Source organism: Pseudomonas sp. BT-42-2 (assembly GCF_025847435.2).
GTDB lineage: Bacteria > Pseudomonadota > Gammaproteobacteria > Pseudomonadales > Pseudomonadaceae > Aquipseudomonas > Aquipseudomonas urmiensis.
Map to the genome: position 1 here is coordinate 177,906 of NZ_JAOYTM010000013.1, position 25,807 is coordinate 203,712.

Below are 25,807 nucleotides of genomic sequence, written 5' to 3' on the forward strand. Positions count from 1 at the left end.
TCGATGCTCAAGCGTTTGCTACAAGGAGTCGTACTGATGTCCACCATCGCCGCCGCCAGTCTGCAGGCCGCGCCTCGCGACCTGATCATCGATACCGACCCCGGGGCGGACGATCTGGTGGCACTTTTTTTGGCCATGGCCTCGCCTGACGCGCTGAACATTCGCGCCATCACCACCGTTGCCGGCAATGTGAGATTGGCAAAAACCTCACGCAATGCTCGCCTGGCGCGCGAATGGGCAGGCCGGGAGGAGATCCCTGTATATGCTGGCGCCGGCCGCCCGCTGGTACGCCCGCCAATCTACGCCGCCGAAGTGCATGGCGAAGAAGGGCTTACGGGCGTCAGTGTGCACGAGCCAAAGCAGGGCCTGGCCAAGGGCAATGCGGTGCAGTATCTGGTCGATACCCTGGGCGCTGCCGAGCCGCATAGCATCACCATCGCCATGCTCGGGCCGCAAACCAACCTGGCCTTGGCGTTGATTCAGCAACCCGATATCGTCGACGGCATCAAGGAAGTGGTGGTGATGGGGGGTGCGCACTTCAATGGCGGCAATATCACCCCAGCTGCGGAATTCAATCTGTTCGCCGACCCGCATGCCGCGCAAGTGGTGCTGGCCAGTGGCGTCAAGCTTACCTATCTGCCGCTGGATGTCACGCACAAGCTATTGACCAGCGAGACTCGCCTCAAGCAATTGGCTGCGGTGAATAATCGGGCCAGCAAGCAGGTAGTGGATATTCTCAACGCCTACATCAAGCACGATATGGACCTTTACGGCATGCCCGGCGGCCCGGTGCATGATGCCAGCGTCATTGCCTACCTGCTCAAGCCCGAGTTGTTCAGCGGGCGGCAGATCCACATGACAGTCGATAGCCGCGAAGGGCCAACTTTCGGCCAGACCGTGGCGGATTGGTACGGTGTGCTCAAGCAACCGGCCAATGTGCTGTGGATCGGAGATGGCGACGCCCAGGGCTTGTTCGACCTGCTCAGCGAGCGTCTGGCTCGATTGCAATAGCTTCGTGTGGCGCGTAGCGCTCGAGCACCTGTTCGATGAAGCTGCGCGTCGCCTCACTGCCGCGATCGCGCACCAGTAGATCGACGGCAATCAACAGCAGCTCCTCGGGTGTGCCAGGGCTGTAGGCGCTCTGGCCCTCGGCCCATTTGACCTTGATATCGGCATCGATGGTATGACTGCTCATGGGAGATTCTCGTGACGGCCCGGGCGATGAGGCGAACACCTGACCCTGGCGTTCGTAGGGAGGCATGCTGCGCTCCACTTATTGCAGTAAATCATGCCTTTGCGTCAATAGCCCTGCGACTTAGGCATAAGAACGCTCGGCTGGCAAACTATCGGTGTGGTGCAAAATCCGGTCACGATTAGCGTTTCGCCTCAAGCGGCCGATTCAGGCAGACTTGTGCGGTTTTGCAACAAATTTTGCGTGGAGCTGTCGCATAGAGCAGTTCCCATGATGATTAGGAGGATTCATGTTCCGTACCCGTGCTTCCCTGGCAACCCTGCTGGTGGCTACAGTCCTGGCAGGTTGCAGCACAGGCGGCTCTTCCGGCACTGCTGGCAACACCCCGGCGGCTCCAGCCGGTAACGACGGCCGCTGCGAAGCCAGTGGCGCCGACTTTGCAGTTGGCAAGCCGGGCACCCCAGACCTGCTCGAGCAGGCGCGCAAGGCCAGTGGCTCGCAGATGGCACGAATCCTTAAGCCACACGATGTAATTACCCTGGAGTATCGCTCTGAGCGCTTGAACTTGAACGTTGACGAGCAGGGCAAGGTCATTCGCGTTAACTGCGGTTGATCCGCTCCTGCCGTCGGGGGCAAGTCCGCTGCCACGTATTCGTTTGAGCGATTGCGTGGGGGCGGGCTTGTCCCGCGATGGGAAGCCCTGCCACTGGCAGAGCAGATCCCCAGCATAAAAAAACCCGCCACAAGGGCGGGTTTTTTTACAACAATCCGAATTACTCCGGACGAACCTGTGCAGCCTGCATGCCCTTCTGGCCGCGTTCAGCGACGAAGGAAACAGTCTGGCCTTCTTTCAGGCTCTTGAAGCCGTCGGTTTCGATGGCTTTGAAGTGTACGAACAGGTCGTCGCCGCCGCCTTGAGGAGTGATGAAGCCGAAGCCTTTCTCATCGTTGAACCACTTGACGGTGCCGGTTTGGCGATTGGACATGGGGTGAATCTCCAGAAACATGATTTTTTATCGAGGTGCAAATGTGGCCGAAGCTACGTGCGCCAGGTACATCATAGTCTAATTCTGCGGATGTCGCGCCTTTTACCTTCGGATTATGCTGATCCATCGCAAATAAAAGCGCAGTAAGCCACAAAATCGACGTATCAATTAGCGTTGCAGGCCTGCTGGACCACGGTTTGCGCCTTTTTCATCAATATGGCATCCACTCCGTCCTGGCTGTCCAAATCCTTGATTTCCTCGTCTGTGAAATTCTTTTTGATGGCTTGTGCGCCACATTCACAGTGTTTTTTGGCCGTATTGGCATCGACGCCCTGGCCGGTTGCCACCTGCTGGCACTGTGTCATGTAGGTCGCTTGCTTGCCGGCAGGGAAGTCGCCAGCGGTTGCGGCCATGGGCAGCAGCAGGGCGCCGGCGGCAGTCAAGGCCAAAAGAGACTGAAATCGCATAACCAGACACTCCTTGGGTTAGGTCTCATACAGAGTAGGATGCTTCAGAAAGTCTGATAGGCAAATTTCCCCACAAGTTCAGCACGGGGCGTAATTTCCAAATATTTCTGCCTGGGCTGCAACCCGCGTGCTAGCATGCTTGGCTTGCGGCGGGCCTGGTGCCGGCCGTAATCATTTTATTTTCCAGTCACTCTGGTTCGTCCCTGGCAAGCCGAAAGGCTTCTGCCACTGTGAGGCAGGCTTTCCCGCGGGAAAGGCAGGTCGGATCTTGTACTGGCTCATCCCAACCCACGTGACCTTTGGTAGGGGTCACCACTAGGAGAGGAGGCGCCATGCCCACTATTACTCTTCCCGATGGCAGTCAACGTTCGTTCGATCACGCCGTATCCGTAGCTGAAGTCGCTGCCTCTATTGGCGCAGGCCTGGCCAAGGCCACCCTGGCCGGCAAGGTCGACGGCAAACTGGTCGATGCGTGCGATCTGATCGAGCACGACGCCACCCTGCAGATCATCACCCCTAAAGATGAAGAGGGACTGGAGATCATCCGTCACTCGTGCGCCCACCTGATCGGCCACGCAGTGAAGCAGCTGTACCCGACCGCCAAGATGGTGATCGGCCCGGTGATCGACGAAGGCTTCTATTACGACATTGCCTACGAGCGCCCCTTCACTCCTGACGACCTCGCGGCCATCGAAAAGCGCATGCAACAGCTGATCGAGAAGGACTACGACGTCATCAAGAAGATGACCCCGCGCGCCGAAGTCATCGACGTGTTCCGCAATCGCGGTGAAGACTACAAGCTGCGCTTGGTCGAAGACATGCCCGATGAGCAGGCCATGGGCCTGTACTATCACGAAGAATACGTCGACATGTGCCGCGGTCCGCACGTGCCGAACACCCGCTTCCTCAAGGCATTCAAGCTGACCAAGCTGTCCGGCGCCTACTGGCGCGGCGATGCCAAGAACGAGCAATTGCAACGTGTGTACGGCACCGCCTGGGCTGACAAGAAGCAGCTGGCAGCCTACATCCAGCGCATCGAAGAAGCCGAAAAACGCGACCACCGCAAGATCGGCAAGCAGCTGGATCTGTTCCACCTGCAGGAAGAAGCCCCGGGCATGGTCTTCTGGCACCCGAACGGCTGGACCGTGTATCAGGTGCTCGAGCAATACATGCGCAACGTCCAGCGTATCAATGGCTACCTTGAGATCAAGACCCCGCAAGTGGTCGACCGCATCCTGTGGGAGAAGTCCGGTCACTGGTCCAACTACGCCGAAAACATGTTCACCACTTCGTCGGAAAGCCGCGACTACGCGGTAAAGCCGATGAACTGCCCATGCCACGTGCAGGTGTTCAATCAGGGCCTGAAGTCGTACCGCGATCTGCCGCTGCGTCTGGCTGAATTCGGTGCTTGCCATCGCAATGAGCCATCCGGCGCCCTGCACGGCATCATGCGTGTGCGTGGCTTCGTGCAAGACGACGCGCACATTTTCTGCACCGAAGATCAGGTGAAGAAAGAAGCCGCCGACTTCATCAAGCTGACCTTGGATGTGTACAAGGACTTCGGCTTCACCGACATCGCCATGAAGCTCTCGACCCGTCCGGTCAAGCGCGTCGGTTCCGAAGAGCTGTGGGATCGCGCTGAAGGTGCGCTGGCCGATGCCCTGAACGAGTCGGGCTTGGAGTGGGAATATCAGCCGGGCGAGGGCGCGTTCTACGGTCCGAAGATCGAGTTCACCCTGCGCGACTGCCTGGGCCGTAACTGGCAGTGTGGTACCCTGCAATACGATCCGAACCTGCCTGAGCGTCTGGACGCCAGCTACATCGCCGAAGACAACGCCCGTAAGCGTCCGGTGATGCTGCACCGCGCCATCCTCGGTTCGTTCGAGCGCTTCATCGGCATGCTCATCGAGCACTATGCCGGTGTCTTCCCAGCCTGGCTGGCGCCAACCCAGGCGGTGATCATGAATATCACCGACAAACAGGCCGATTTCGCCCTTGAGGTGGAAAAAAACCTGACCGATAGCGGTTTCCGTGCCAAGTCTGACTTGAGAAATGAGAAGATCGGCTTTAAAATCCGCGAGCATACTTTGCTCAAGGTCCCGTACCTTTTGGTTATAGGGGACCGTGAAGTCGAAACGCAAACCGTCGCTGTGCGTACTCGCGAAGGCGCTGACCTGGGCTCCATGCCCGTCGCCCAATTCGCTGAGCTCCTTGCGCATGCGGTTTCCCGGCGTGGTCGCCAAGAATCGGAGTAATAACTATTAAGCGTGAAATGAGAAACGATAAACGAACTGCACCGAAGGCCCCGATCAACGAGAATATCTCGGCCCGCGAGGTTCGGTTAATTGGCGCTGACGGCGAGCAGATTGGCATCGTCTCGATTGATGAAGCGCTTCGTATCGCTGAAGAAGCGAAGCTGGATCTGGTAGAGATTTCTGCTGACGCCGTACCTCCTGTCTGCAAGGTCATGGACTACGGCAAGCACCTCTTCGAGAAGAAGAAGCAGGCCAACGAGGCCAAGAAAAACCAGAAGCAGATCCAGATCAAAGAAATCAAGTTTCGTCCAGGGACGGAGGAAGGGGATTACCAGGTAAAACTACGCAACCTGGTACGTTTCCTTAGTGATGGGGACAAGGCCAAGATCTCTCTGAGATTCCGTGGTCGTGAGATGGCCCACCAGGAGCTGGGCATGGAGCTGTTGAAGCGGGTTGAAGCTGACCTGATCGAATACGGCACCGTTGAGCAGCATCCGAAGATGGAAGGACGCCAGCTTATGATGGTCATCGCCCCCAAAAAGAAGAAGTAATCTCCCGGGCACGGCAGGCCTGATGATTATTGTGTAATTTTATCGAATGCGGAGTTCCAACATGCCAAAAATGAAAACCAAGAGCGGTGCTGCGAAGCGTTTCCTGAAAACGGCTTCCGGCTTCAAGCACAAGCACGCTTTCAAGAGCCACATCCTGACCAAAATGTCGACTAAGCGTAAGCGTCAACTGCGTGGTAGCAGCCTGCTGCACCCGTCTGACGTGGCAAAAGTCGCGCGCATGCTGCGCGTTCGTTAATTCTGGTCTAGATAGAGGAAGTTACTCATGGCTCGTGTAAAGCGCGGCGTAATCGCTCGTAAGCGTCACAAGAAAATTCTGAAACTGGCTAAAGGCTACTACGGTGCGCGTTCGCGCGTATTCCGTGTTGCCAAGCAGGCTGTCATCAAGGCTGGTCAATACGCCTACCGTGACCGTCGCCAGAAAAAGCGTCAGTTCCGCGCTCTGTGGATCGCTCGTATCAACGCCGGTGCCCGCACCAACGGTCTGTCTTACAGCCGTCTGATTGCTGGCCTGAAAAAAGCGTCGATCGAAATCGACCGCAAAGTTCTGGCTGACCTGGCAGTGAACGAAAAAGCGGCGTTTGCTGCGATTGTCGAGAAGGCTAAAGCCGTTCTGGCTTAAGTACCCACGACAATCACCCGGCGATGCTAGCGTCGCTGGGTGTTGAACGTCATCGATAGGGGAAGAGCCTTCAAAGCTCTTCCCCTATTTTCGTATCTGGAGTCTGTACATGGAAAACCTGGATGCGCTGGTCTCCCAAGCCCTGGAAGCTGTGGAGCGCGCTGAAGACATCAATGCCCTGGAACAGATCCGGGTTCAATTTCTCGGCAAGAAGGGCGAGCTGACCCAGGTGATGAAGACCCTGGGCAACCTGCCAGCCGAAGAGCGCCCCAAGGTTGGAGCGCTGATCAACGACGCCAAGGAACGCGTCACCGAAGTGCTCAACGCACGCAAAGCTGCCTTTGAAGAGGCTGAGCTCAGCGCTCGCCTGGCGGCCGAATGCATTGATGTGACCTTGCCAGGTCGTGGCCAGACCACCGGTGGCCTGCACCCGATCACCCGCACCCTCGAGCGTATCGAGCAGTTCTTCACCCACATCGGCTACGGCATTGCCGAAGGCCCTGAGGTCGAAGACGACTACCATAACTTCGAAGCGCTCAACATCCCTGGCCACCACCCGGCGCGGGCGATGCACGACACCTTCTATTTCAATGCCAACATGCTGCTGCGTACCCACACCTCGCCGGTGCAGGTGCGGACCATGGAGTCCACTCAGCCGCCAATCCGCATTGTTTGCCCGGGCCGCGTCTATCGCTGCGACTCGGATATCACTCACTCGCCGATGTTCCACCAGGTCGAAGGCCTGTTGATCGATCGCGACATCAATTTCGCCGACCTCAAGGGCACCATCGAAGAATTCCTGCGCGTGTTCTTCGAAAAACAACTGGACGTGCGTTTCCGTCCGTCGTTCTTCCCCTTCACCGAGCCCTCTGCTGAAGTCGATATCCAGTGTGTGATGTGCTCCGGCAAAGGCTGCCGCGTCTGCAAGCAGACGGGCTGGCTGGAAGTCATGGGCTGCGGCATGGTCCACCCGAACGTGCTGCGCATGTCCGGTATCGATCCGGAAGAGTTCCAAGGCTTCGCCTTCGGCATGGGTGCCGAGCGCCTGGCCATGCTGCGCTATGGCGTCAACGATTTGCGTCTGTTCTTCGACAACGACCTGCGGTTCCTCGCCCAATTCCGCTAGGCCCAATCGACGCAACTTTCAGGAGAACAGCATGAAATTCAGTGAACAGTGGCTGCGCGGTTGGGTCAACCCGCACGTCTCCCGTGACGAGCTGGTCGCTCGTCTGTCCATGGCCGGCCTCGAAGTCGACAGCGTTACCCCGGCTGCTGGTCAGTTCAGCGGTATCGTCGTTGGCGAAATCCTGAGCACCGAGCAACACCCGGACGCCGATAAGCTGCGCGTCTGCCAGGTGAGCAGCGGCCAGGAAACCTTCCAAGTGGTTTGCGGCGCGCCCAATGCGCGTCCAGGCATTAAGATCCCGTTCGCCATGATCGGCGCCGAACTGCCGGGCGACTTCAAGATCAAGAAGGCCAAGCTGCGGGGTGTCGAGTCGTTCGGCATGCTCTGCTCGGCGGCCGAACTGCAGATCAGCGAAGAAAACGATGGCCTGCTCGAACTGGCAGCCGATGCCCCGGTTGGTGAAGACATTCGTCAATACCTGAACCTGGACGACGCCAGCATCGAGATTGGCCTGACCCCGAACCGCGGCGACTGCTTGTCGGTAGTCGGTCTGGCGCGCGATGTCAGCGCTCTGTACAACGTTCCGGTCACTCGTCTGGCGGTGCCAGCAGTCGCGCCCGCTCACGACGAAGTACGCTCGGTCGAAGTCAGCGCTCCGGCTGCGTGCCCGCGCTACCTGGGTCGGGTCATCCGCAATGTCGACCTGTCCAGGCCAAGCCCGCTTTGGCTGGTCGAGCGCCTGCGCCGCAGCGATGTGCGCAGTATCGACGCTGCCGTCGACATCACCAACTACGTGATGCTTGAGCTTGGGCAACCGATGCACGCTTTCGACCTCGCGGAAATCAACGGCGGCATCCGCGTGCGGATGGCCGAAGAGGGCGAGAAACTGGTCCTGCTCGACGGCCAGGAAGTGGCCCTGCGTAGCGACACCCTGGTCATCGCCGACCACACCCGGGCCCTGGCTATCGCTGGCGTCATGGGGGGCGAGCATAGCGGTGTCAATACTGAGAAGACCCGCGACTTGTTCCTTGAGAGCGCCTTCTTCGAGCCTATTTCGGTCGCAGGCAAGGCCCGTTCCTACGGCCTGCACACCGATGCCTCGCATCGCTACGAGCGCGGCGTCGACTCGCAACTGGCGCGCGAAGCCATGGAGCGCGCTACCGCGCTGGTGCTGGAGATCGTTGGTGGCGAAGCTGGCCCGATCATCGAGAGTGTCAGCGAGCAGCACCTGCCTAAAGTGGCGCCGATCACCCTGCGCGCCGAACGCATCACCCAGATGCTCGGCATGGAGATGGAGCCAGCACAGGTCGAGCAACTGCTCAACGCCCTGGAGCTCACCACTACCAGCAATGGGGCAGGGCAGTGGACCGTCAACGTACCAAGCCACCGCTTCGACATCAGCCTGGAAGTCGACCTGATCGAAGAGCTGGCTCGCCTGTACGGCTACAACCACCTGCCGGTCCGCTACCCGCAAGCGCGTCTGGCGCCAAAAGGTGCTCCGGAAGCCCGTGGCGAGTTGCCAACCCTGCGCCGCCTGCTGGTTGCTCGCGGCTACCAGGAGGCAATCACCTACAGCTTCATCGATCCGAAGCTGTTCGAGCTGTTCACTCCTGGCGTCGAGCCGTTGCTGCTGGCCAACCCGATTTCCAACGACATGGCTGCCATGCGCGCCTCGTTGTGGCCGGGCCTGGTCAAGGCGCTGCAGCACAACCTCAATCGCCAGCAAGATCGCGTACGCTTGTTCGAAAGCGGCCAGCGCTTCGTCGGCCAGCTGGGTGATCTCAAGCAGCAGCCGATGATCGCCGGCGTCGTCACGGGCACCCGCCTGCCGGAAGGCTGGGCCAACGCCCGTGACAGCATCGACTTCTTCGACGTCAAGGCCGACGTAGAAGCCCTGCTGGGCTATTCTGGCGCGCTCAACGACTTCACCTTCGTCGCCGGCAAACATCCTGCCCTGCACCCAGGTCAGACTGCTCGCATCGAACGTGACGGCAAGGAAGTCGGCTACCTCGGCGCCCTTCACCCAGAACTCGCCAAGACCCTCGACCTGGACCGCCCGGTGTTCGTCTTCGAGCTTATCCTGGAGGAAGTGGTCGAAGGTCGCCTGCCGAAATTCAGCGAACTGTCCAAGTTCCCTGAAACCAGGCGTGACCTGGCTTTGATCGCGGGACGTGATGTAGCTTCGAGCTCGGTCCTTGAAGTAATTCGTGACAATGCAGGCGAATGGCTCACAGACCTCAGGCTGTTTGATGTCTACCAGGGTAAAGGTATTGATCCTGATAGAAAAAGCCTGGCCGTCGGCTTGACCTGGCAGCATCCATCGCGCACTCTTAATGACGATGAGGTGAACGCCACCCTGCAGTTGATCCTCACCTCGCTCGAACAAAGGTTGAACACCACGTTAAGGAAATAACGGCATGGGTGCTCTGACGAAAGCTGAGATGGCCGAAAGGCTGTACGAGGAGCTGGGGCTCAACAAGCGCGAAGCGAAGGAACTGGTCGAGTTGTTCTTCGAAGAGATTCGCCACGCGCTTGAAGACAACGAGCAGGTCAAGTTGTCCGGTTTCGGCAACTTTGACCTTCGCGACAAACGCCAGCGGCCGGGCCGCAACCCCAAGACTGGGGAAGAGATCCCGATTACCGCACGCCGTGTCGTCACCTTTCGTCCAGGGCAGAAACTGAAAGCCCGGGTTGAGGCCTATGCTGGAACCAAGCCATAACGACGAGCTGCCCCCCATACCGGGCAAACGCTACTTCACCATTGGTGAAGTCAGCGAGCTCTGCGCGGTAAAACCGCACGTGTTGCGTTATTGGGAGCAGGAGTTCCCGCAACTCAACCCAGTCAAGCGCCGCGGAAACCGGCGGTATTATCAGCGCCAAGATGTGCTGATGATCCGCCAGATCCGCGCGCTGCTGTATGACCAAGGCTTCACCATCGGCGGCGCGCGGTTGCGTTTGTCCAGTGATGAAGCCAAGGACGATACCACCCAGTACAAGCAACTGATCCGGCAGATGATTGCTGAATTGGAAGATGTGCTAGTGGTGCTGAAGAAGTGATCTGATCCGACGAGTGGAAAGTTTTTTTAAAAAAAGCTTCCATTAATCAGACGCTTAGGGTAGATTTCTCAACGTTCTCAGCAGTATCGAGAGCAGTTCGGGGCGTAGCGCAGCCCGGTAGCGCACTTGCATGGGGTGCAAGGGGTCGAGTGTTCGAATCACTCCGTCCCGACCAAAAATCCCTAGAAAATCCAGTCACTTAGCGGTGACTGGATTTTTTTATGGGTGGCCTTTTCTTAACAGGAAGCGAGCGACAACTTCTGGAACATCACTCCGCCTGATGAAAGCCAGGACGAGTGATTCAAGCCATGACTCGCTCCCTCGCACTCGCTGTGTTGGCTTAGTTCAGCAGCTGGAGCGGCCGAGGCAGTAATACTGTACTGCCGGGAGCGCATAGATCCTCAAGGCTATTCGGGAGCAGAGCTCTCGCTCTTTGCAAATGGAAACAATGTGATACCTTTTGCGTCCTTCAATCGACTTCAGGAAGAGGTCTCATGCAATTGGCTGTTGTTGCAAACGAACATAACGCCGCGCAAGTAATGAAAAAGGCTTGCAAAAACGCTCATCTGAAGGGGTTAAGTGTCTTAGCTGGCGCGACTCTTGCCGCCCTCGCAAGCACGGCAACCCTGGCAGCAGACGATATTGCCGGCGTTACCATCGGTTCTTCGTTGGCTGAAGCCAAGGCCGCCATCGCCAAGGCCAACCCCGACTACAAAATTTCTTCGTTGATGCTCACTACCGGCCAGGAAGCTGGCGTCACGGCGAAGACGGACGACCGGATGCCATGGACTGGCACTACCAATGCAGGCGGGCCATCCGACGAGTTTGCAGCACTGCAGAACGAGTCTGGTAAGGTTTGGTTCATCGCTCGCGTTCAGCGCTTCGATGAAGGCGGGCGTATCAAGATCGACGCGCTCAAGGCAGCCCTGACGGAAAAGTTCGGTAAACCTTCCAGCACCTCGAACATAATGGGGCTCGGCTTCAGCTGGCAATACGACCGCAACGGCAAGCAGTGGTTTGGCTCTGGCGTGGCGCCTTGCCAAGGCGGCGGTGGCAGCAGCGATATCCCGGGCGTGTCGGTAAGCGCCCCGCGCACGTTCAGCCCAAACTGCGGCAAAATCATCTCGGTTGGCGCTTCGACGCAAAGCGATGACATGGTGCCTCACTACACTGTGTCGATCACCGACGCCAAGTCGATGTTTGATGAGTTGGCTGCTAGCGATGCCAAGGCAGAAGCTGAGCGCAAACAGAAACTGGCAGACGAGCAAGCAAGGGCGGTCAAGCCGAAGATCTGATAGCCGTTGGGTTTGAGCCGTTATTTGCCTAGGGTTAGGCGTGCGTTGCAGAAGTTGGGAGGCTGCGACTATCGCCAAACCCTATGTTTCCCCTTGTAATATCATTTCTAGCCGCCGCGGATTTCGAGCTCGTCAGCGAACATGGGCCTAGGCACGTGTGCATGGGGGTGTAGAGCAGTTAGAGCAAGGAGGCAGGGATGCTGTGGTTCGGAACTGACAAGGCCAGGTTCAAGCTTCAGCGGCGCATCATGGGCGTCGTTCTTTTGCTCGCCCTGTTGTTCCTGGCAGTGCAGGTCGAAGGCTATCTGTCGGGGTGCGGTACTGTCGGCGATGTGCTCGATGGCGTTTTCATCAGTTGCTTTGCTGGAGGTATGTTCTACCTCGCAGGCAGATGGTGAGGGCGCCAATGAAGAGGCCACGGATTCTGCAGCATACGCAGTGTCCAGCGAACATTGTCAGCCCAATTACTTGAAGACCCTTCCTGACAACAAAGCTCGGGAAAATCTGGTCGAACAGTGCATGACTGGCGGCTCCTTCAAGAAGTCCGAACGCAAGACCTGGTAGCTGAACACTCATGCCGGGCGTCTGTGGAGGCGCTGGTGATCAGCGCCGCTGGGCAGGCTGGAGCGCCTTGCGGGTAGCTCCAGCCTCAACCCATTCAGAACAGCTTGACCGTATAACTCAGAATCAACCGGTTCTCATCGATATCCGTGCGGTAGTTCGAGCGTGCCATAACGTTGCGTAGCCGCACCCCCAGCCCGGCCAACGGCCCGCTCTGCACCACATAGGCCAGGTCCAGGTCGCGCTCGCGGTCACGCCCTTCGAAGCCCAGCCCAGTCTCTACATCACGCCCTTGTACATAGCGCAGGGTCGAAGTCAGCCCAGGAATACCCAATGCAACGAAGTTGTAGTCATGGCGCACCTGCCATGAGCGCTCGCCCGGCGCCGAGAACTCGTAGGTGGGCAGGGTGTTGCCCATCGGGTTGGTGTTGGCACCGACCTGGATGAAGCCGTCGTCGCCGCCGATCTGCTGATAACCGACGTAGAAGGTATGCCCTCCGGTCTTGGCCGAGAACAGGCTGAACAGCGCATGGTTGTCGTATTTACCAGCGATCTGGCGGCCATCCTCGCGAGCATCGAAGTAGCCGGCATTGACCCCAAGCGTCCAGTCACCGAGCGGCTCGGCGTGCTTGAAGCTGTAGAAGCGCTGTTGATAGATGTCCTCCAGTTGCGCCTGCCATACGCCGACACTGGTGCGGTTGTCGTTGAAGGCATAGTCGGCGCCGAGGTAGTTGAAGCGGTCACTGGTAAACCGCGCCAGACGCGCCGGATTGATCGGGTCGTTGACCAGCGCATACATCTTCTGGCTGTTGGAAGAGTCGCGCAGGCTGGTCGAGCGGAACTGCCCGGCGCTCATGGTCAGCCCGGCAAACTCGCGTGACTCGAGCATCGCGCCTTGATAGGTCGGCGGTAGCAGGCGCAGGTCGCTGAACAGCAGCACCGGCAGGTTGGGCATCAACTCGCCGACTTTGAGCTCGGTCTGCGATAGCTTGAACTTGATCGCCGCGCCCAGGCGGCTGTAGTTGTCGGCAGACTTGCCGCTTTCAAGGCTGGGCAACAGCCCGGACTTGGCGTGCTCAGGGCTGCTGTCGAGTTTGAAGCCGAGCAGGCCGGTGACGTCGATGCCGACGCCCAGGGTGCCCTGGGTGTAGCCGGAGCTGGCATTGAGGATAAAGCCCTGAGCCCACTCCTGGGTGCGCGACTGGGTGCTGCTGCCTTTGATATCGGTATAGTCGCGGCTGAAGAAATAATTGCGGGCTTGCAGCGTGGCCTTGGCGCCTTCGATGAAGCCTGCTTCTTCGGCCGTCGCTTCGGCGCACAGGGCGGCGGCAAGACAACCGCCAGTCAGGCGTGCGGTGCAGGCTAAGCGTTGATGGGTGTGACCTTGCATGTGAGCTACTCCTGAATTCAGGCAACAGCAACCCTGCGTGGCGGCCAGGCGATCGTCCACGACGGGGGTGCGTTGAAAGGGATCGGCAAGCGGGCTGCGAGCCCGCTTGCGCTGCCGTTGCGCGAAGCGCTGGACCGTTAGCGGTTGACCAGCTTCGCGGGCAGGGCGATCACTAAAAAGCAGCTAAGCAGCAGGCACAGGGCGAACACCCACAGCGCCGCATGGGAGGTGCCGGTGAGGTCGGTGACCATGCCCATCAGTGAGTTGCTCACCAAGCCTGCGATATTGGCCAGTGAGCAGGCCAGGGCGAAACCGGTGGCTGCCGCCGTGCTCTTGAGGAAGGTCGCCGGCAGGCTGAAGAACACCGGCACGGCACCGATGATCGCCGCCGAAGCGATGGCGAACAGCAGTACGGTCATCACCAGGTTCTGGCTGAACAGGGTGCTGCTGGCCATGGCGATCGCGCCGATGATGAAGGGCACGATGATGTGCCAGCGGCGTTCGCGATGGCGGTCGGAGCTGGCCCCGATCATCAGCATGCCAAGCAGCGCGGCCAGGCTCGGGATCGCCGTGAGCAGGCCAATGTGGAAGGTGTCGCTAACGCCGGCATCGCGGATGAAGGTCGGCATCCAGAAGCCCATGGCATAGGCGCTGAGCAGGATCGAGAAGTCGATGCCACCGAGCATCCACACCTTCAGGTTGAAGAAACCATCGCGGAAGCTGTGCTTGCTGCCCTTGCCCTCGGCATCGTCGGCGGCAAGGTCCGCTGCCAGCTGCGCCTTGTCGTCATCCGACAGCCACTTGGCCTGCTGGAAGTTGTTCGGCAACGCCCAGAACGTCAGGATGCCGAGCAGCACGCTGGGGATTGCTTCGAGCAAGAACAGCCACTGCCAGCCATGCAGGCCGTGGACCTGGTCGAAATGGCCCATGATCCAGCCAGAGATCGGCCCGCCGATCACGCTCGACAGCGGCAGGCCGATCATGAACAGGGCTATGATCCGCCCGCGGCGGTAGGTCGGGTACCACATGGTCAGGTAGAACAGCACCCCTGGCAGAAAGCCCGCTTCGGCCGCGCCGAGCAGAAAGCGCAGGATGTAGAACTGCGTGGTGCTGGTGACGAACATGGTGCAGGCCGAGAGCAGGCCCCAGGTGATCATGATGCGGGCGATCCACAGCTTGGCGCCGACCCGCTGCAGGATCAGGTTGCTCGGCACTTCGAAAATGATATAGCCGACGAAGAACAGCCCCGCACCCAGGCCATAGGCTGCGGTGCTGAACTGCAGGTCTTCGAGCATTTGCAGCTTGGCGAAGCCGACGTTGATGCGGTCTAGATAGGCTGCGAGGTAGCAGAAGCACAGGAAGGGGATGAGCCTCCAAGTGATCCGGCGGTAAAGCGCTTGAGTACCCTGGTCGACTTCAGCGTGGACCGTGGTTGCATTCGCAATTGGCATTTCCTGTCTCCTGGCGGGCGACTTTGTGGTTGTTTTTAGGCCAGCAGTTTTCGACGCTCCAGGCGCGCCGCGCACTATACGCGACGTTTCTGGGCAGCGTCACAAGGCCCCGAGCGCTCCTGCGGGGCGGCCGTCTGCACAGCGGACGGTCATGCAACGGGCTTCCCGCGCCGTTGCGTAATTGTTATGGGCAAAAGGGCGGCCGGGTTTTAGGCGGCCAGACGCTGCAATTGAGCCATGGCCTCCTGCCGGCTGATGACATCGCCGTACTTGCTGTCGATGTCGAACAGGTTGGCTTCATGTGGATCGTTGTGCCGATCACCGACGCACTCGCGCACCACGATGGTTCTGAAACCATGCTGCAGCGCATCGACTGCACTGGCACGGATGCAGCCGCTGGTCGAGCACCCGGCCAGTACCACGGTGTCGATGCCTTGGGCATGCAGTAGCGAGGCTAGGCTGGTGCCGAAAAAGGCGCTGGCGTATTGCTTGCTGAGCACCACTTCATCTGCCCGGGGCAGCACCGCCTCACAGAACTCAGCCAGCGGGTTGCCTTCGACCATGTCCTTCATCACCGGCGCCTTGCGTACCCACACCCCGCCATCGGTGAAGTGGGGGGCCTGGTAGCGGATGTTGGTGTGCACCACCAGCGTACCGCAGTCACGGGCCAGTGCCAGCAGGCCGGCGGCCTGCTCGACAGCCGTTACCACGCCAGGGGCGTAGAGCGGCGCACCGGGGGTGGTGTAGCCCTGCATGAAGTCGATCATCAGCAGGGCCGCCTTGCGCCCGAAGCCGATGCGCTGGCCCCATACGCCCTGGTAGTTGTCGCTGGCGCTTTGTGCGTCGCTCATGTGCGTCTCCCGATTCAGTAAGCGCCCGACAGTAGGGCGCCGGCACCTGGAACCACGGGCTCCAGGTCCAATGCCTTGAGCATGGCGTAGGTAGTGGCAATGGCGGCGGTGACCACCGGCTTGCCGGTTTGTGCCTCGACCTTGGCCACCGCTGGCAACGATTGCATTTGCACGCAGGCCGAAAGCACCACCACATCGACGCCTTCAAGGTTCATGCCGGCGACGATGCCAGGCAGGTTGGCCGGATCGTGGCGGGCCACGGCGAGGTTGTCGGGAATCTCCAGCGCACGCCAATCCTGCACCTCGAAGCCTTCTTCGCGGATGTAGTTGACCACCAATTCGGTCAGCGGCTTCATGTAAGGCGCGACGATGGCGATGCGCTTGGCTTTCATCACGTGCAGAGCTTGCACCAGCGCCCCGGCACTGGTGATCACCGGCGCCAGTGCATCGTTGTCGGCGGTGGCTTTCTGCAGGCGTTTCTCCGACTGGCGGTGGTAGCCCAGGCCCATGGCCATGATTGCTACCAGGCAGGCGTAGCCCAGGACGTCGACCTTGGCGTCGGACAGCTCCAGTGCGCAGCGGTCGGACTCCGCGTCCATCGCTGCCAGTTCTTCCTTCTTTACCTGCTTCATGCGCATGCGGCTGGAGTGGAAGGTGAAGCGCTCGGGGCGAATCGCCTGACGCGCCAGGAGCATCGCCGGGATCTCGGTTTCCATGGTGGTGTTCGAGCTCGGCACGATCTGGCCGATGCGGTACAGCTTGGTCATGTCTTGTGCTCCTTCAGACGAGAGGATGGTCGAGGAAATCAGCGAAGGCAGCGAAGAAGCCTTCCAGGTCATCCCAGGGAATCATGTGTCCGGCGTTTTCCACTTGGACGACCTGGATGTCCGGCTTGAGCTCGCGGATTTCGGCGATGTCCTGCGGCTGGATCACGCCGCCGCGCCCGGCCACCATCAGCAACGCCGGTTGATGCACGTGGGGCAGGTCCTGGTGAATGTCGACCTCGTGAAAATCGTTGAAGGCGCGCACGATTGCCGGCTCATAGCAGGTGTGCAGCCATTCGGCGCGCAGCGCTAGCTGTTCGTCGGTCCAGGTCGCGCAGAAGGCGCGCATGTCGTCGCCACTCATGCCGAGCGTGGCCTGGCGGATCGAGTCTACGTACCAGGGCAGCTTGCTTGGGTACTCGCGACGACCCGGGCCGGACACCGGCGGATCGATCAGCACCAATCGCTGCAATCCAGGCGCACCCTGGGCGGCGGCGCGGATGGCGAAGCGCGCGCCCATCGAGTGGCCGACCAGGTGATAGCGGTCCAGGCCCAGTGCCGCCGCGAAGGCCGGGATATCCGCCGCGCAGGCATCGATGCCGTAGTCCAGTTCGGGCCCGCTCGAGGACAGGCCGCGGCCGCGTACATCCAGCACATAGGTGTCAAAGTGCTGGCCCAGGCGCTCGGCGACGAAGCCCCAGGTAATCGCCGGGCTGGTGATACCCGGCACCAGGATCAGGGCCGGGCCTTTGCCACCGTAGCGCAGGTAATGCTGGCGGATGCCGTTGGCGCTGACATTGCCGCCGGCGATAAAGCTGCTCATGCTGCCTCCCCGCTCTTGAGTTCTTGGGCGTAGAGGTCGTAGCCGTAGACCCAGGCTGGGTCTTCCTGGGTGTAGAGGAAGGTGTTGGCGTTGGATACCGACTGCACCCGGGAGGCGCGTTCCTTGCGGTTGGCCTCATACAGGGCGAAGGCGCTGCGGTGGTCGGACAGCCCGGTTTCTTGCAGGCAGCGGGTGAGCATCGCCGCGTCTTCGATCGCCATGCACGCACCCTGCGCCATGTGTGGCTTCATCGGATGGCAGGCATCGCCCAGCAGTACCAGGCGACCACGGCTCCACAGCGGCAGTGGGTTGCGGTTGCGCAGCGGCCATTTGGTAATCGACTCGGTGGCGCCGATCAGCTTCTGCACGGTGGGGTGGTAGCCGTCGAAGGCGGCGCGCATTTCTTCCTGGCTGCTGTCGACGAATGGGCCCTGGAAGTCCCAGGCTTCGTGCGGTACGCCGGTGACGAAGTAGTACTCGTCGCGCTTGCCGGTGGTGTAGTAGACCATCATGTGGCGATCTTCGGTCCACCATTTCACGCAGTCCTCGAACACATCGGCGTGCTGCGCCAGGTGCTCGCCGCGAATCAATGCGCGGTGGGCGACCCAGCCGCTGTAGATCGGCGCTTCGACGCCCAGCAGCTCTTCGCGGATCTTCGAGTGGATGCCGTCGGCGCCGATGACGATGTCGGCCACGGTGTGGGTGCCGTCGGCGAAGTCCAGGCGTACCTGATCACCCTCGTCGACAATCTTTTCCAGGCGCTTGCCGAAGTGCACCGTGCCTGGCTTGATCGCATCGATCTGCAGGGCGTGCAGGTCGCCACGGTGGATGGTGATGTACGAGGCGCCGTACTCGCGGCGGGCGAACTCGCCGAGGGGGATGCGCGACAGGTAGTCACCGCTGACGCCGTCGCGGCTGAACCAGAAATCTGGATGCGAGCTCATCAGCTCCAGCTTTTGCTCCAGCCCCATGCGGCGGAAGATCTTCATCACGTTAGGGCCGATATGAATGCCCGCGCCCAGGCGGGTGAATTCCGGTGCCTGCTCGTACACGTCGACCTCAAAACCAGCCTGCTGCAGCAACGTGGCGGCAGCCGCGCCACCCAGACCTGCACCGACGATTGCGATTTTCTGCCTGCCCCGCATAGGTATCTCTCCTCTTGTTCTGTGATGTGCTCAGCGGCTCGGCCGTCTGATGAAATTGAGTGTATACGCTATAAATTTTCAATGGGAAGAGCGCGAATGAATTAATTTCAAACAAGTGATCGAAAGTGGTATTCAGCAGTTTGTCACCGTAAATGCTGGGTTATGTGTGGAATGGTAACGTTTTGGTGCGCCACTTGCGCTTGTCGGCTGGATGCGCTTTCATCTAGATAAATAGGGTGTATACACTATTAATTCGCACCGAGATGAAGCGCCGTGCACTACGCCAGTGCAGCATCTCGAGCCCATCCAGGCATGCTCAGGAGAAAACCGATGCCGGTTAGCAATGCAGAACTGACCCAGATGTTCGAACACGTGCTGAAGCTGTCCCGTGTGGACGAAACGCAGAGCGTCGCCGTGCTCAAAAGCCACTATTCCGACCCGCGTACGGTGAACGCGGCAATGGAGGCGGCGCAGCGCCTCAAGGCCAAGGTGTATGCGGTGGAGCTGCCATCGTTCAATCACCCCACGGCGATGGGCAACGACATGACCGCCTACTGCGGTGACACCGCCTTGACCGGTAACCTGGCCGCGCAGCGGGCGCTGGAAGCTGCCGACCTGATCGTCGACACCATGATGCTGCTGCATTCCCCTGAGCAAGAGCAGATTCTCAAGACCGGCACACGCATCCTGTTGGCGGTCGAGCCCCCGGAAGTCCTGGCGCGCATGCTGCCGAGCGAGGACGACAAGCGTCGCGTGCAGGCCGCTGAAACCGTGCTCAAACAGGCGCGCAGCATGCATGTGCGGTCAAAGGCAGGCAGTGATTTCCATGCGCCGCTCGGCCAGTATCCAGCCGTCACCGAATACGGCTACGCCGATGAGCCAGGCCGTTGGGACCACTGGCCCAGTGGCTTTCTGTTCACCTGGCCGAACGAAGACAGCGCCGAAGGCACCCTGGTGCTGGATGTCGGCGACATCATCCTGCCGTTCAAGAACTACTGCCGCGAGCGCATTACCCTGGAGATCGAAAAGGGCTTCATCACTGGCATCCATGGCGGTTTCGAAGCTGAGTACCTGCGCGACTACATGAAGTACTTCAATGACCCTGAGGTCTACGGCATTTCCCACATCGGCTGGGGCCTGCAGCCGCGTGCGCAGTGGACGGCGATGGGCCTGCACGACCGCAACGACGGCATGTGCATGGACGCCCGCGCGTTCTATGGCAACTTCCTGTTTTCCACAGGCCCTAACACCGAGGTCGGCGGCAAGCGCAAGACCCCGTGTCACCTGGATATACCGCTGCGCAATTGCGATATCTATCTGGACGACCTTGCTGTGGTCCTGGCCGGGGATGTGGTTGCGCCTGAGCAGTCCAAGGCGCGTTAGTGGTTATACTGGCCTGGCGCTCCGCTCTTCGGGGCCCCGGCCAGCCCAATCCTCACAGCCCAAGCCATCACATGTCGAACAAAACTCCGAACGCTACTGCTGCACCTGATACCGCACCCTACGACGTTACCGAACAGGTCGGCCACTTGCTGCGCAAGGCCTATCAGCGGCATACGGCGATCTTCCAGCAGCAGGCGTGCGACCCGCAGCTGACCTCGATCCAGTTCGTTACCCTGTGCGCCTTGCGCGATCATGGGCCTAGTTCCCAGGCTGAGTTGATCAAGGCGACTGCGGTGGATCAGGCGACCATCCGGGGTATCGTCGAGCGGCTCAAGGCGCGCGGGCTGATTCAGCTGTCGCCTGATCCGGGGGATCGGCGCAAGGTGATTTGCGAGCTGACCGACAGTGGGGCGGCGCTGCTCGATGCGATGATTCCCTGTGCTCGGCAGATCAGTGAGCTGAGCATGGGGTGTTTGAATGCGGCTGAGCGGGTGGCGATTTTGTTTTTGCTGCGCAAGATGATTGATGGGGATGAGGGGGTTGCGGGGTGATCTTTGTGTTGGGCTGATTTCTTGATTTCTTGATTTGGGAGCTTATCCATTCTTTGTGGTGAGGCCGCTGGCGCCTTCCGCCCTTACGGCGGGTCACTTTTGGTCGTGGCCAAAAGTAACCAAAAGCCGTGCGCTCCACCATCCGGCCCTACGCTGCGCTTCGGGTTCCCTCGCGCCGGCGCCTTCCGGGCCCGCGCGGCCTACGATTTGCTGCGCAAATCTACATCTCGCGCCTTCGGCTACGCCGAAGGGTGCTGCGCACCTGGCCCTCCAGGCACCTCTGCTCGGCCTCCTGAAGTCGCGAAGTTAGTGGCGGCGTCTGGGCTGGCGTTATCTGGCGATAGTGACAGGTGTGGTGGATATTCCGGCCTCTTCGCGGGCAAGCCCGCTCCCACACGCTCACCGCCAGCCAGAAGAAAAGCGCCGTACCTGTGGTTGGTGGGGTGTATATTCTGGCCTCTTCGCGGGCAAGCCCGCTCCCACACGCTCACCGCCAGTCAGAAGAACAGCGCAGTACCTGTGGTTGGTTGGGTGGATATTCTGGCCACTTCGCGGGCAAGCCCGCTCGCACAGGCTCACCGCCAGCCGGAAGAGCGGCGCCGTACCTGTGGCAGATGTGCTGGATGTTCTGGCCTTCGCGGGCAAGTCCGCTCGCACAGGCTCACCGCCAGCCGGAAGAGCGGCGCGGTACCTGTGGCAGATGTGGTGGATGTTCTGGCCTCTTCGCGGACAAGCCCGCACACAGGCTCCCCGCCAGCCGGAAGAACGGTGCGGTACCTGTGGGAGCGGGCTTGCCCGCGAAGAGGTCGGAACAAACAACACAAATTAGATGATCAAACCTTCGCCTTGGCGGCTTTGGCTTTGGCTTTGGCTTCTGCGAGAGCGCAGCGATTCGCCTGCTCTTGATCTTCGTGCGCGCAAGTTCAGACGACGCAGATTCGCGACTTCAGGACGCCGCGCGGGCCCGGAAGGCGCCGGGGCGAAGGGACCCGTAGCGCAGCGGAGGGCCGTATGTAGGAGCGAGCGGTTTTGCTTACTTTTCCCAAGAGAAAAGTAAGCCGCCGTAAAGACGGAAGGGGCCAGAGGCCGCGCCACATCTAATGGATAATCTCACAACCCAACCCCCAACCCCAATCCCCAGAATCACCCCTGGCCTGCTTCTTGCCTGATCATTTCATGTAGTGAGTACTTACCTAAAAAGCGCACCATTTGAGTTGTTTGGTAGCGCCCAGGTACTCGCCCTGAACGGCATGCAACCACCAGAGATGAGCCAACAATGCAAACAACCATCTCCCTGCGAATCAACGGTCAGCCCGTCGAAGTCAACGCCATGGCCGACACCCCCTTGCTGCTGATCCTGCGCAACGACCTGTGCCTGAACGGCCCCAAGTACGGCTGCGGCCTAGGCGAATGCGGAGCCTGCACGGTGATCATCGACGGCGTCGCCGCACGCTCCTGCGTGATCCCGCTGTCCGGCGCCGCCAACCGCGACATCACCACCCTCGAAGGGCTCGGCAGCAAGGCCGCGCCGCATCCGGTACAGCAGGCGTTCATCGATGAACAGGCGGCCCAATGCGGCTACTGCATGAACGGCATGATCATGACCGCCAAGGCCCTGCTTGACCGCATTCCCGATGCCAGCGACGAGCAGATCCGCAACGAGCTATCCGGCAACCTCTGCCGTTGCGGTACCCACGTCGAAATTCTGCGCGCCGTGCGCCGCGCTGCCGGCCGCCTGGCCTGAGATCCGGAGCTGAACATGAACCACTCACAACACGTTCCCAGCCGCGAGCAACTGCTGGGCAAAAGCAACGTATTGCTGATCGTCGACCAGATCACGCCGCCCTCAGGCCCGGTGGCCAAGGGCGTGACGCCCACGCTCAAGGCCCGCGAGCTGGCGCTGTTTCTTGCGGTCAGTGACGACGGCATGGTCTACGCCTTCAACGGCCACGTCGACCTGGGCACCGGCATTCGCACCTCGCTGGCGCAAATCGTTGCCGAAGAGCTCGACCTGCGCATGGATCAGGTGCACATGGTACTGGGCGACACCGAGCGCGCTCCCAACCAGGGCGCGACCATCGCCAGCGCAACCTTACAGATTTCCGCCGTGCCGCTGCGCAAGGCCGCGGCCACGGCGCGGCGCTTCCTCCTGCAGCAGGCCGCCCAGCGCTTGGCCTGTGCGCCAGATACGCTGCGCATGGAGGAGGGCGCAGTGATCAGCAGCGACGGCCGGAGCCTGCGTTTTGCCGAGCTGGTTCAGGGCGAAAACCAGCAACTGCCGATTGCCGACGATGCGCCGCTCAAGGCGGTAGACGACTATCGCCTGGTCGGACGCAGTGCGGCGCGGGTAGACATCCCTGGCAAAGCCACTGGCGAGCTGACCTACGTCCACGACATGCGCCTGCCCGACATGCTCCATGGCCGGGTGATCCGCCCGCCCTACGCTGGCCACGACAGCGGCGATTTCGTTGGCAACAGCCTGCTGGCGGTGGACCATGACTCCATCGCCCATCTCCCCGGAGTGATCGCGGTGGTGGTCATCCGCGACTTCGTCGGTGTCGTCGCCGAGCGTGAAGAGCAGGCGATCCGCGCCGCCCAAGAACTGAAGATCAGCTGGAAACCGTATACCGGCAAGCTGCCGGATCTGAGCGATATCGCCCAGGCGATCCGCGACAACCCTCGCGTGCAGCGTACTGTGCTGGATCAGGGCGATGTCGACGGCGGCATCGCCAATGCCAGTCAGCGCCTGAGCCGCAGTTATCTGTGGCCCTATCAGCTGCATGGCTCGATTGGCCCGTCGTGCGCCTTGGCCGACTTTACCGAGGGGCCGATCCGCGTCTGGTCCGGCACCCAGAACCCGCACCTGCTGCGCGCCGACCTGGCTTGGCTGTTGGCGTGTGAGGAACAGCGCATCGAGATCATCCGCATGGAAGCCGCTGGCTGCTATGGCCGCAACTGCGCTGACGATGTCTGCGCTGACGCGGTGCTGTTGTCCCGTGCGGTCGGCCGCCCGGTGCGGGTGCAACTGACCCGCGAGCAGGAGCATGCCTGGGAGCCCAAGGGCACCGCACAGTTGATGGAAATCGACGGCGGCTTGAATGCCGATGGCACAGTGGCCGCCTACGATTTCCAGACCAGCTACCCCTCCAACGGCGCCCCCACCTTGGCCTTGCTGCTCACCGGCGCGGTAGAGCCAGTGCCGGCGCTGTTCGAGATGGGCGACCGAACCTCGATCCCGCCGTATGACTATGAGCACATGCGCGTGACCATCAACGACATGACGCCGCTGGTGCGCGCGTCGTGGATGCGCGGTGTGTCGGCGATGCCCAACAGCTTCGCCCACGAGTCGTACATCGACGAGCTGGCCTTTGCCGCAGGCGTCGATCCGGTTGAGTACCGCCTCAAGCATCTGTCCGATCCGCGCGCCATCGACTTGGTCAAAGCCACCGCCGAACGGGCCGACTGGCAGCCGCGCAGCGAACCCATGCAAACCCCTGCCGAAGGCGATGTGTTGCGTGGCCGCGGGTTCGCTTACGCGCGCTACATCCACAGCAAGTTCCCAGGTTTTGGTGCTGCGTGGGCTGCTTGGGTTGCCGATGTCGCGGTTGACCGGCGTACCGGCGAGGTGGCGGTGACCCGCGTGGTAATCGGCCATGACGCCGGAATGATGGTCAACCCCGAAGGGGTGCGGCATCAGATTCACGGCAATGTGATCCAGTCGACCAGCCGCGTGCTCAAGGAACAGGTGAGCTTCGAGGAGTCCACCGTGGCGAGCAAGGAGTGGGGTGGCTACCCAATCCTGACCTTCCCCGAGGTGCCGGCGATCGATGTGATGATGCTGCCGCGCCAACATGAACCACCGATGGGCAGCGGTGAGTCGGCTTCGGTGCCGAGCGCGGCGGCCATCGCCAACGCGATCTTCGATGCCACGGGTATCCGCTTTCGCGAACTGCCGATCACCGCCGAACGGGTGCGCGCGGCGCTGAACGCTGAAAAGCAGGCCCCTGAGCCGCCAGCGCAGCCTGCGAGCAAACGCTCGAAATGGTGGTTCGGCTCGCTCGCCGGGGTAATCGGTGCGGCATTGGGCATGGCCGCCACGGCGTTGCCCTGGCGCGCCGAGATCGCCCCGGTAACGCCACCGGCCGCCGGTAGCTGGTCGGCCTCGATGCTCGAACGTGGGCGCCAAGTGGCGGCGGCCGGTGATTGCGCGGTGTGTCATACGGTCAGCGGTGGCAAGGTCAATGTCGGCGGCCTGGCGATGGATACGCCGTTCGGCACGCTGTACAGCACCAACATCACCCCCGACCCGGAAACCGGCATTGGTCGCTGGTCATTCGCCGCGTTCGAGCGAGCCATGCGCGAGGGCATCAGCCGCGATGGCCGACATTTGTACCCGGCGTTTCCCTACACCTCGTTTCGTACTATCACCGACGCAGACATGCAGGCGCTGTACGCCTACCTGATGTCGCAGACCCCGGTCCGCCAGGAGGCGCCGGCCAACCAGATGCGTTTCCCGTTCAACCAGCGCCCGCTGATGGCGGGTTGGAACGCGCTGTTTCTCAAGCGCGGCGAATACCAGCCCGACCCGCAGCGCAGCGCACAGTGGAATCGTGGTGCCTATCTGGTCGATGGTCTGGGGCACTGCACTGCCTGTCATTCGCCGCGCAACCTGATGGGCGCGGAAAAGGGCGGTTCCAGCTATTTGGCCGGCGGTATGGTCGATGGCTGGGAAGCGCCAGCGCTGAACGCGCTAGGCAAGTCTGCGACGCCGTGGAGCGAGAGTGAGTTGTTCACGTATCTGAGCACTGGCTTTTCCGATAAGCACGGCGTTGCCACAGGCCCCATGGGGCCGGTGGTCAGCGAGCTGGCCAGCTTGCCGCAGAGCGATGTGCGGGCGATCGCCCATTACCTGACATCCCTCGACGGCACACCGCAGCAGGTTGCAGCCAAGCCCGCGCCACAAGTCGATTCGCAGGTTTCGTTGAGTAACGGTGAGCGCCTATTCAAGGGCGCCTGCCTGGCCTGTCACAGCGATGGGCTTGGGCCGAAACTGTTCGGCGTCAGCCCGTCGATGGCAGTCAACAGCAACGTCCATAGCGCGCTGCCAGACAACCTGCTGCGCGTGGTGCTACATGGCATTGCCCATCCAGCAACCCCCGACCTGGGCTACATGCCAGGGTTCAAGGACAGCTTGTCGGACCGCCAGGTAGCCGACCTTGCCGCATACCTGCGCCAGCGTTTTGCTGGCAGCCAGCCGGCCTGGGAGGGGCTGCAGGCCAAGAGTGCTCAGGTGCGTGCCAATCCTGGCAGCCACTGAAG

26 protein-coding genes and 1 tRNA gene are annotated in these 25,807 nt (G+C 60.8%); 18 read left to right on the top strand and 9 right to left on the bottom strand.

Annotated features, from left to right (window positions below):
- The first annotated feature begins 3 nt into the window (after positions 1–3).
- Positions 4–1,011, top strand: a complete 1,008-nt coding sequence (locus OIU19_RS16865; protein ID WP_264235963.1) for a nucleoside hydrolase — start codon at positions 4–6, stop codon at positions 1,009–1,011.
- Here OIU19_RS16865 and OIU19_RS16870 read toward each other — a convergent pair.
- On the bottom strand, positions 983–1,195 hold the full coding sequence (locus OIU19_RS16870) for a hypothetical protein (RefSeq protein WP_264235964.1): 213 nt from the start codon (positions 1,193–1,195) through the stop codon (positions 983–985). The genes OIU19_RS16865 and OIU19_RS16870 overlap by 29 nt on opposite strands.
- Before the next feature lie 286 nt (positions 1,196–1,481).
- Here OIU19_RS16870 and OIU19_RS16875 point away from each other — a divergent pair, with 286 nt between their 5' ends.
- Positions 1,482–1,805 (top strand): I78 family peptidase inhibitor, encoded by a 324-nt coding sequence (locus OIU19_RS16875; protein ID WP_264235965.1) that lies wholly within the window; start codon positions 1,482–1,484, stop codon positions 1,803–1,805.
- A 160-nt stretch (positions 1,806–1,965) separates the two neighbouring features.
- Here the strand turns inward: OIU19_RS16875 and OIU19_RS16880 are convergent, their stop codons facing one another.
- Positions 1,966–2,178 (bottom strand): cold-shock protein, encoded by a 213-nt coding sequence (locus tag OIU19_RS16880; protein WP_110993890.1) that lies wholly within the window; start codon positions 2,176–2,178, stop codon positions 1,966–1,968.
- A gap of 164 nt (positions 2,179–2,342) precedes the next feature.
- Complete coding sequence (locus tag OIU19_RS16885; protein WP_264235966.1) at positions 2,343–2,645, bottom strand: hypothetical protein; 303 nt, start codon at positions 2,643–2,645, stop codon at positions 2,343–2,345.
- A 332-nt stretch (positions 2,646–2,977) separates the two neighbouring features.
- Between OIU19_RS16885 and thrS the strand changes: the two genes are divergently transcribed.
- The 12 genes from thrS to trbK all read left to right on the top strand — a co-directional run bounded on the left by thrS (position 2,978) and on the right by trbK (position 12,133).
- Positions 2,978–4,900: a threonine--tRNA ligase gene (thrS, locus tag OIU19_RS16890; RefSeq protein WP_264235967.1), complete on the top strand. Its 1,923-nt coding sequence runs from the start codon at positions 2,978–2,980 to the stop codon at positions 4,898–4,900.
- Positions 4,900–5,451 carry a translation initiation factor IF-3 gene (gene infC / locus OIU19_RS16895; RefSeq protein ID WP_186556145.1) on the top strand — a complete coding sequence of 184 codons (552 nt, stop codon included), beginning with the start codon at positions 4,900–4,902 and terminating at the stop codon, positions 5,449–5,451. The genes thrS and infC overlap by 1 nt, the downstream gene beginning before the upstream one ends.
- Before the next feature lie 61 nt (positions 5,452–5,512).
- The gene (gene rpmI, locus OIU19_RS16900) at positions 5,513–5,707 is read left to right on the top strand and encodes a 50S ribosomal protein L35 (RefSeq protein ID WP_008100408.1); all 195 of its coding nucleotides are present in this window, start codon (positions 5,513–5,515) and stop codon (positions 5,705–5,707) included.
- 27 nt (positions 5,708–5,734) lie between these two features.
- Entirely contained in the window at positions 5,735–6,091 is a 357-nt protein-coding gene (rplT, locus tag OIU19_RS16905; RefSeq protein ID WP_003250671.1) for a 50S ribosomal protein L20, read from the top strand.
- Between the two features lie 109 nt (positions 6,092–6,200).
- On the top strand, positions 6,201–7,217 hold the full coding sequence (pheS, locus tag OIU19_RS16910; protein ID WP_186556120.1) for a phenylalanine--tRNA ligase subunit alpha: 1,017 nt from the start codon (positions 6,201–6,203) through the stop codon (positions 7,215–7,217).
- 31 nt (positions 7,218–7,248) lie between these two features.
- Positions 7,249–9,630, top strand: coding sequence for a phenylalanine--tRNA ligase subunit beta (pheT, locus tag OIU19_RS16915; protein ID WP_264235968.1), 2,382 nt, complete (start codon positions 7,249–7,251; stop codon positions 9,628–9,630).
- Positions 9,631–9,634: 4 nt separating this feature from the next.
- A complete protein-coding gene (gene ihfA, locus OIU19_RS16920; RefSeq protein WP_009394049.1) occupies positions 9,635–9,937 on the top strand; it encodes an integration host factor subunit alpha in 303 nt (100 codons plus the stop codon).
- A complete protein-coding gene (locus OIU19_RS16925) occupies positions 9,918–10,274 on the top strand; it encodes a MerR family transcriptional regulator (RefSeq protein ID WP_043213594.1) in 357 nt (118 codons plus the stop codon). Before ihfA ends, OIU19_RS16925 begins: the two co-directional genes overlap by 20 nt.
- A gap of 98 nt (positions 10,275–10,372) precedes the next feature.
- A tRNA-Pro gene (locus OIU19_RS16930) sits at positions 10,373–10,449 on the top strand.
- A 319-nt stretch (positions 10,450–10,768) separates the two neighbouring features.
- Positions 10,769–11,569 (top strand): hypothetical protein, encoded by an 801-nt coding sequence (locus OIU19_RS16935; RefSeq protein ID WP_264235972.1) that lies wholly within the window; start codon positions 10,769–10,771, stop codon positions 11,567–11,569.
- A 197-nt stretch (positions 11,570–11,766) separates the two neighbouring features.
- Complete coding sequence (locus tag OIU19_RS16940; RefSeq protein WP_264236059.1) at positions 11,767–11,967, top strand: hypothetical protein; 201 nt, start codon at positions 11,767–11,769, stop codon at positions 11,965–11,967.
- The gene (gene trbK / locus OIU19_RS16945) at positions 11,909–12,133 is read left to right on the top strand and encodes an entry exclusion lipoprotein TrbK (protein WP_264235973.1); all 225 of its coding nucleotides are present in this window, start codon (positions 11,909–11,911) and stop codon (positions 12,131–12,133) included. Before OIU19_RS16940 ends, trbK begins: the two co-directional genes overlap by 59 nt.
- A gap of 94 nt (positions 12,134–12,227) precedes the next feature.
- Here trbK and OIU19_RS16950 read toward each other — a convergent pair whose 3' ends face one another.
- The 6 genes from OIU19_RS16950 to OIU19_RS16975 form a co-directional block, all read right to left on the bottom strand.
- Positions 12,228–13,520 carry an OprD family porin gene (locus OIU19_RS16950; protein ID WP_264235974.1) on the bottom strand — a complete coding sequence of 431 codons (1,293 nt, stop codon included), beginning with the start codon at positions 13,518–13,520 and terminating at the stop codon, positions 12,228–12,230.
- 137 nt (positions 13,521–13,657) lie between these two features.
- Entirely contained in the window at positions 13,658–14,971 is a 1,314-nt protein-coding gene (locus OIU19_RS16955) for an MFS transporter (protein ID WP_264235976.1), read from the bottom strand.
- A gap of 209 nt (positions 14,972–15,180) precedes the next feature.
- Positions 15,181–15,822: an N-carbamoylsarcosine amidohydrolase gene (locus OIU19_RS16960; RefSeq protein WP_264235977.1), complete on the bottom strand. Its 642-nt coding sequence runs from the start codon at positions 15,820–15,822 to the stop codon at positions 15,181–15,183.
- Positions 15,823–15,836: 14 nt separating this feature from the next.
- Positions 15,837–16,589, bottom strand: a complete 753-nt coding sequence (locus OIU19_RS16965; protein WP_186553609.1) for an Asp/Glu racemase — start codon at positions 16,587–16,589, stop codon at positions 15,837–15,839.
- Positions 16,590–16,602: 13 nt separating this feature from the next.
- Complete coding sequence (nicD, locus tag OIU19_RS16970) at positions 16,603–17,409, bottom strand: N-formylmaleamate deformylase (RefSeq protein ID WP_264235979.1); 807 nt, start codon at positions 17,407–17,409, stop codon at positions 16,603–16,605.
- Positions 17,406–18,554, bottom strand: a complete 1,149-nt coding sequence (locus OIU19_RS16975) for an FAD-dependent monooxygenase (RefSeq protein WP_264235980.1) — start codon at positions 18,552–18,554, stop codon at positions 17,406–17,408. Before OIU19_RS16975 ends, nicD begins: the two co-directional genes overlap by 4 nt.
- A 330-nt stretch (positions 18,555–18,884) precedes the next feature.
- Here OIU19_RS16975 and OIU19_RS16980 point away from each other — a divergent pair, with 330 nt between their 5' ends.
- From OIU19_RS16980 to OIU19_RS16995, 4 genes are all read left to right on the top strand, one after another.
- A complete protein-coding gene (locus tag OIU19_RS16980) occupies positions 18,885–19,937 on the top strand; it encodes a 2,5-dihydroxypyridine 5,6-dioxygenase (protein WP_264235981.1) in 1,053 nt (350 codons plus the stop codon).
- Positions 19,938–20,008: 71 nt separating this feature from the next.
- Positions 20,009–20,488, top strand: coding sequence for a MarR family winged helix-turn-helix transcriptional regulator (locus OIU19_RS16985; RefSeq protein ID WP_264235982.1), 480 nt, complete (start codon positions 20,009–20,011; stop codon positions 20,486–20,488).
- Positions 20,489–21,764: 1,276 nt separating this feature from the next.
- Entirely contained in the window at positions 21,765–22,232 is a 468-nt protein-coding gene (locus OIU19_RS16990; RefSeq protein ID WP_186553604.1) for a (2Fe-2S)-binding protein, read from the top strand.
- A 15-nt stretch (positions 22,233–22,247) separates the two neighbouring features.
- Entirely contained in the window at positions 22,248–25,805 is a 3,558-nt protein-coding gene (locus OIU19_RS16995) for a molybdopterin-dependent oxidoreductase (RefSeq protein ID WP_264235983.1), read from the top strand.
- Positions 25,806–25,807 lie beyond the last annotated feature (2 nt).

What these genes read in the sequence shown, in the direction of transcription:
- OIU19_RS16865 (WP_264235963.1), top strand. Translation starts at nt 4, where the DNA reads ATGCTCAAGCGTTTGCTACAAGGAGTCGTACTGATGTCCACCATCGCC.
- OIU19_RS16870 (WP_264235964.1), bottom strand. Translation starts at nt 1,195, where the DNA reads ATGAGCAGTCATACCATCGATGCCGATATCAAGGTCAAATGGGCCGAG.
- OIU19_RS16875 (WP_264235965.1), top strand. Translation starts at nt 1,482, where the DNA reads ATGTTCCGTACCCGTGCTTCCCTGGCAACCCTGCTGGTGGCTACAGTC.
- OIU19_RS16880 (WP_110993890.1), bottom strand. Translation starts at nt 2,178, where the DNA reads ATGTCCAATCGCCAAACCGGCACCGTCAAGTGGTTCAACGATGAGAAA.
- OIU19_RS16885 (WP_264235966.1), bottom strand. Translation starts at nt 2,645, where the DNA reads ATGCGATTTCAGTCTCTTTTGGCCTTGACTGCCGCCGGCGCCCTGCTG.
- thrS (WP_264235967.1), top strand. Translation starts at nt 2,978, where the DNA reads ATGCCCACTATTACTCTTCCCGATGGCAGTCAACGTTCGTTCGATCAC.
- rpmI (WP_008100408.1), top strand. Translation starts at nt 5,513, where the DNA reads ATGCCAAAAATGAAAACCAAGAGCGGTGCTGCGAAGCGTTTCCTGAAA.
- rplT (WP_003250671.1), top strand. Translation starts at nt 5,735, where the DNA reads ATGGCTCGTGTAAAGCGCGGCGTAATCGCTCGTAAGCGTCACAAGAAA.
- pheS (WP_186556120.1), top strand. Translation starts at nt 6,201, where the DNA reads ATGGAAAACCTGGATGCGCTGGTCTCCCAAGCCCTGGAAGCTGTGGAG.
- pheT (WP_264235968.1), top strand. Translation starts at nt 7,249, where the DNA reads ATGAAATTCAGTGAACAGTGGCTGCGCGGTTGGGTCAACCCGCACGTC.
- ihfA (WP_009394049.1), top strand. Translation starts at nt 9,635, where the DNA reads ATGGGTGCTCTGACGAAAGCTGAGATGGCCGAAAGGCTGTACGAGGAG.
- OIU19_RS16925 (WP_043213594.1), top strand. Translation starts at nt 9,918, where the DNA reads ATGCTGGAACCAAGCCATAACGACGAGCTGCCCCCCATACCGGGCAAA.
- OIU19_RS16935 (WP_264235972.1), top strand. Translation starts at nt 10,769, where the DNA reads ATGCAATTGGCTGTTGTTGCAAACGAACATAACGCCGCGCAAGTAATG.
- OIU19_RS16940 (WP_264236059.1), top strand. Translation starts at nt 11,767, where the DNA reads ATGCTGTGGTTCGGAACTGACAAGGCCAGGTTCAAGCTTCAGCGGCGC.
- trbK (WP_264235973.1), top strand. Translation starts at nt 11,909, where the DNA reads ATGGCGTTTTCATCAGTTGCTTTGCTGGAGGTATGTTCTACCTCGCAG.
- OIU19_RS16950 (WP_264235974.1), bottom strand. Translation starts at nt 13,520, where the DNA reads ATGCAAGGTCACACCCATCAACGCTTAGCCTGCACCGCACGCCTGACT.
- OIU19_RS16955 (WP_264235976.1), bottom strand. Translation starts at nt 14,971, where the DNA reads ATGCCAATTGCGAATGCAACCACGGTCCACGCTGAAGTCGACCAGGGT.
- OIU19_RS16960 (WP_264235977.1), bottom strand. Translation starts at nt 15,822, where the DNA reads ATGAGCGACGCACAAAGCGCCAGCGACAACTACCAGGGCGTATGGGGC.
- OIU19_RS16965 (WP_186553609.1), bottom strand. Translation starts at nt 16,589, where the DNA reads ATGACCAAGCTGTACCGCATCGGCCAGATCGTGCCGAGCTCGAACACC.
- nicD (WP_264235979.1), bottom strand. Translation starts at nt 17,409, where the DNA reads ATGAGCAGCTTTATCGCCGGCGGCAATGTCAGCGCCAACGGCATCCGC.
- OIU19_RS16975 (WP_264235980.1), bottom strand. Translation starts at nt 18,554, where the DNA reads ATGCGGGGCAGGCAGAAAATCGCAATCGTCGGTGCAGGTCTGGGTGGC.
- OIU19_RS16980 (WP_264235981.1), top strand. Translation starts at nt 18,885, where the DNA reads ATGCCGGTTAGCAATGCAGAACTGACCCAGATGTTCGAACACGTGCTG.
- OIU19_RS16985 (WP_264235982.1), top strand. Translation starts at nt 20,009, where the DNA reads ATGTCGAACAAAACTCCGAACGCTACTGCTGCACCTGATACCGCACCC.
- OIU19_RS16990 (WP_186553604.1), top strand. Translation starts at nt 21,765, where the DNA reads ATGCAAACAACCATCTCCCTGCGAATCAACGGTCAGCCCGTCGAAGTC.
- OIU19_RS16995 (WP_264235983.1), top strand. Translation starts at nt 22,248, where the DNA reads ATGAACCACTCACAACACGTTCCCAGCCGCGAGCAACTGCTGGGCAAA.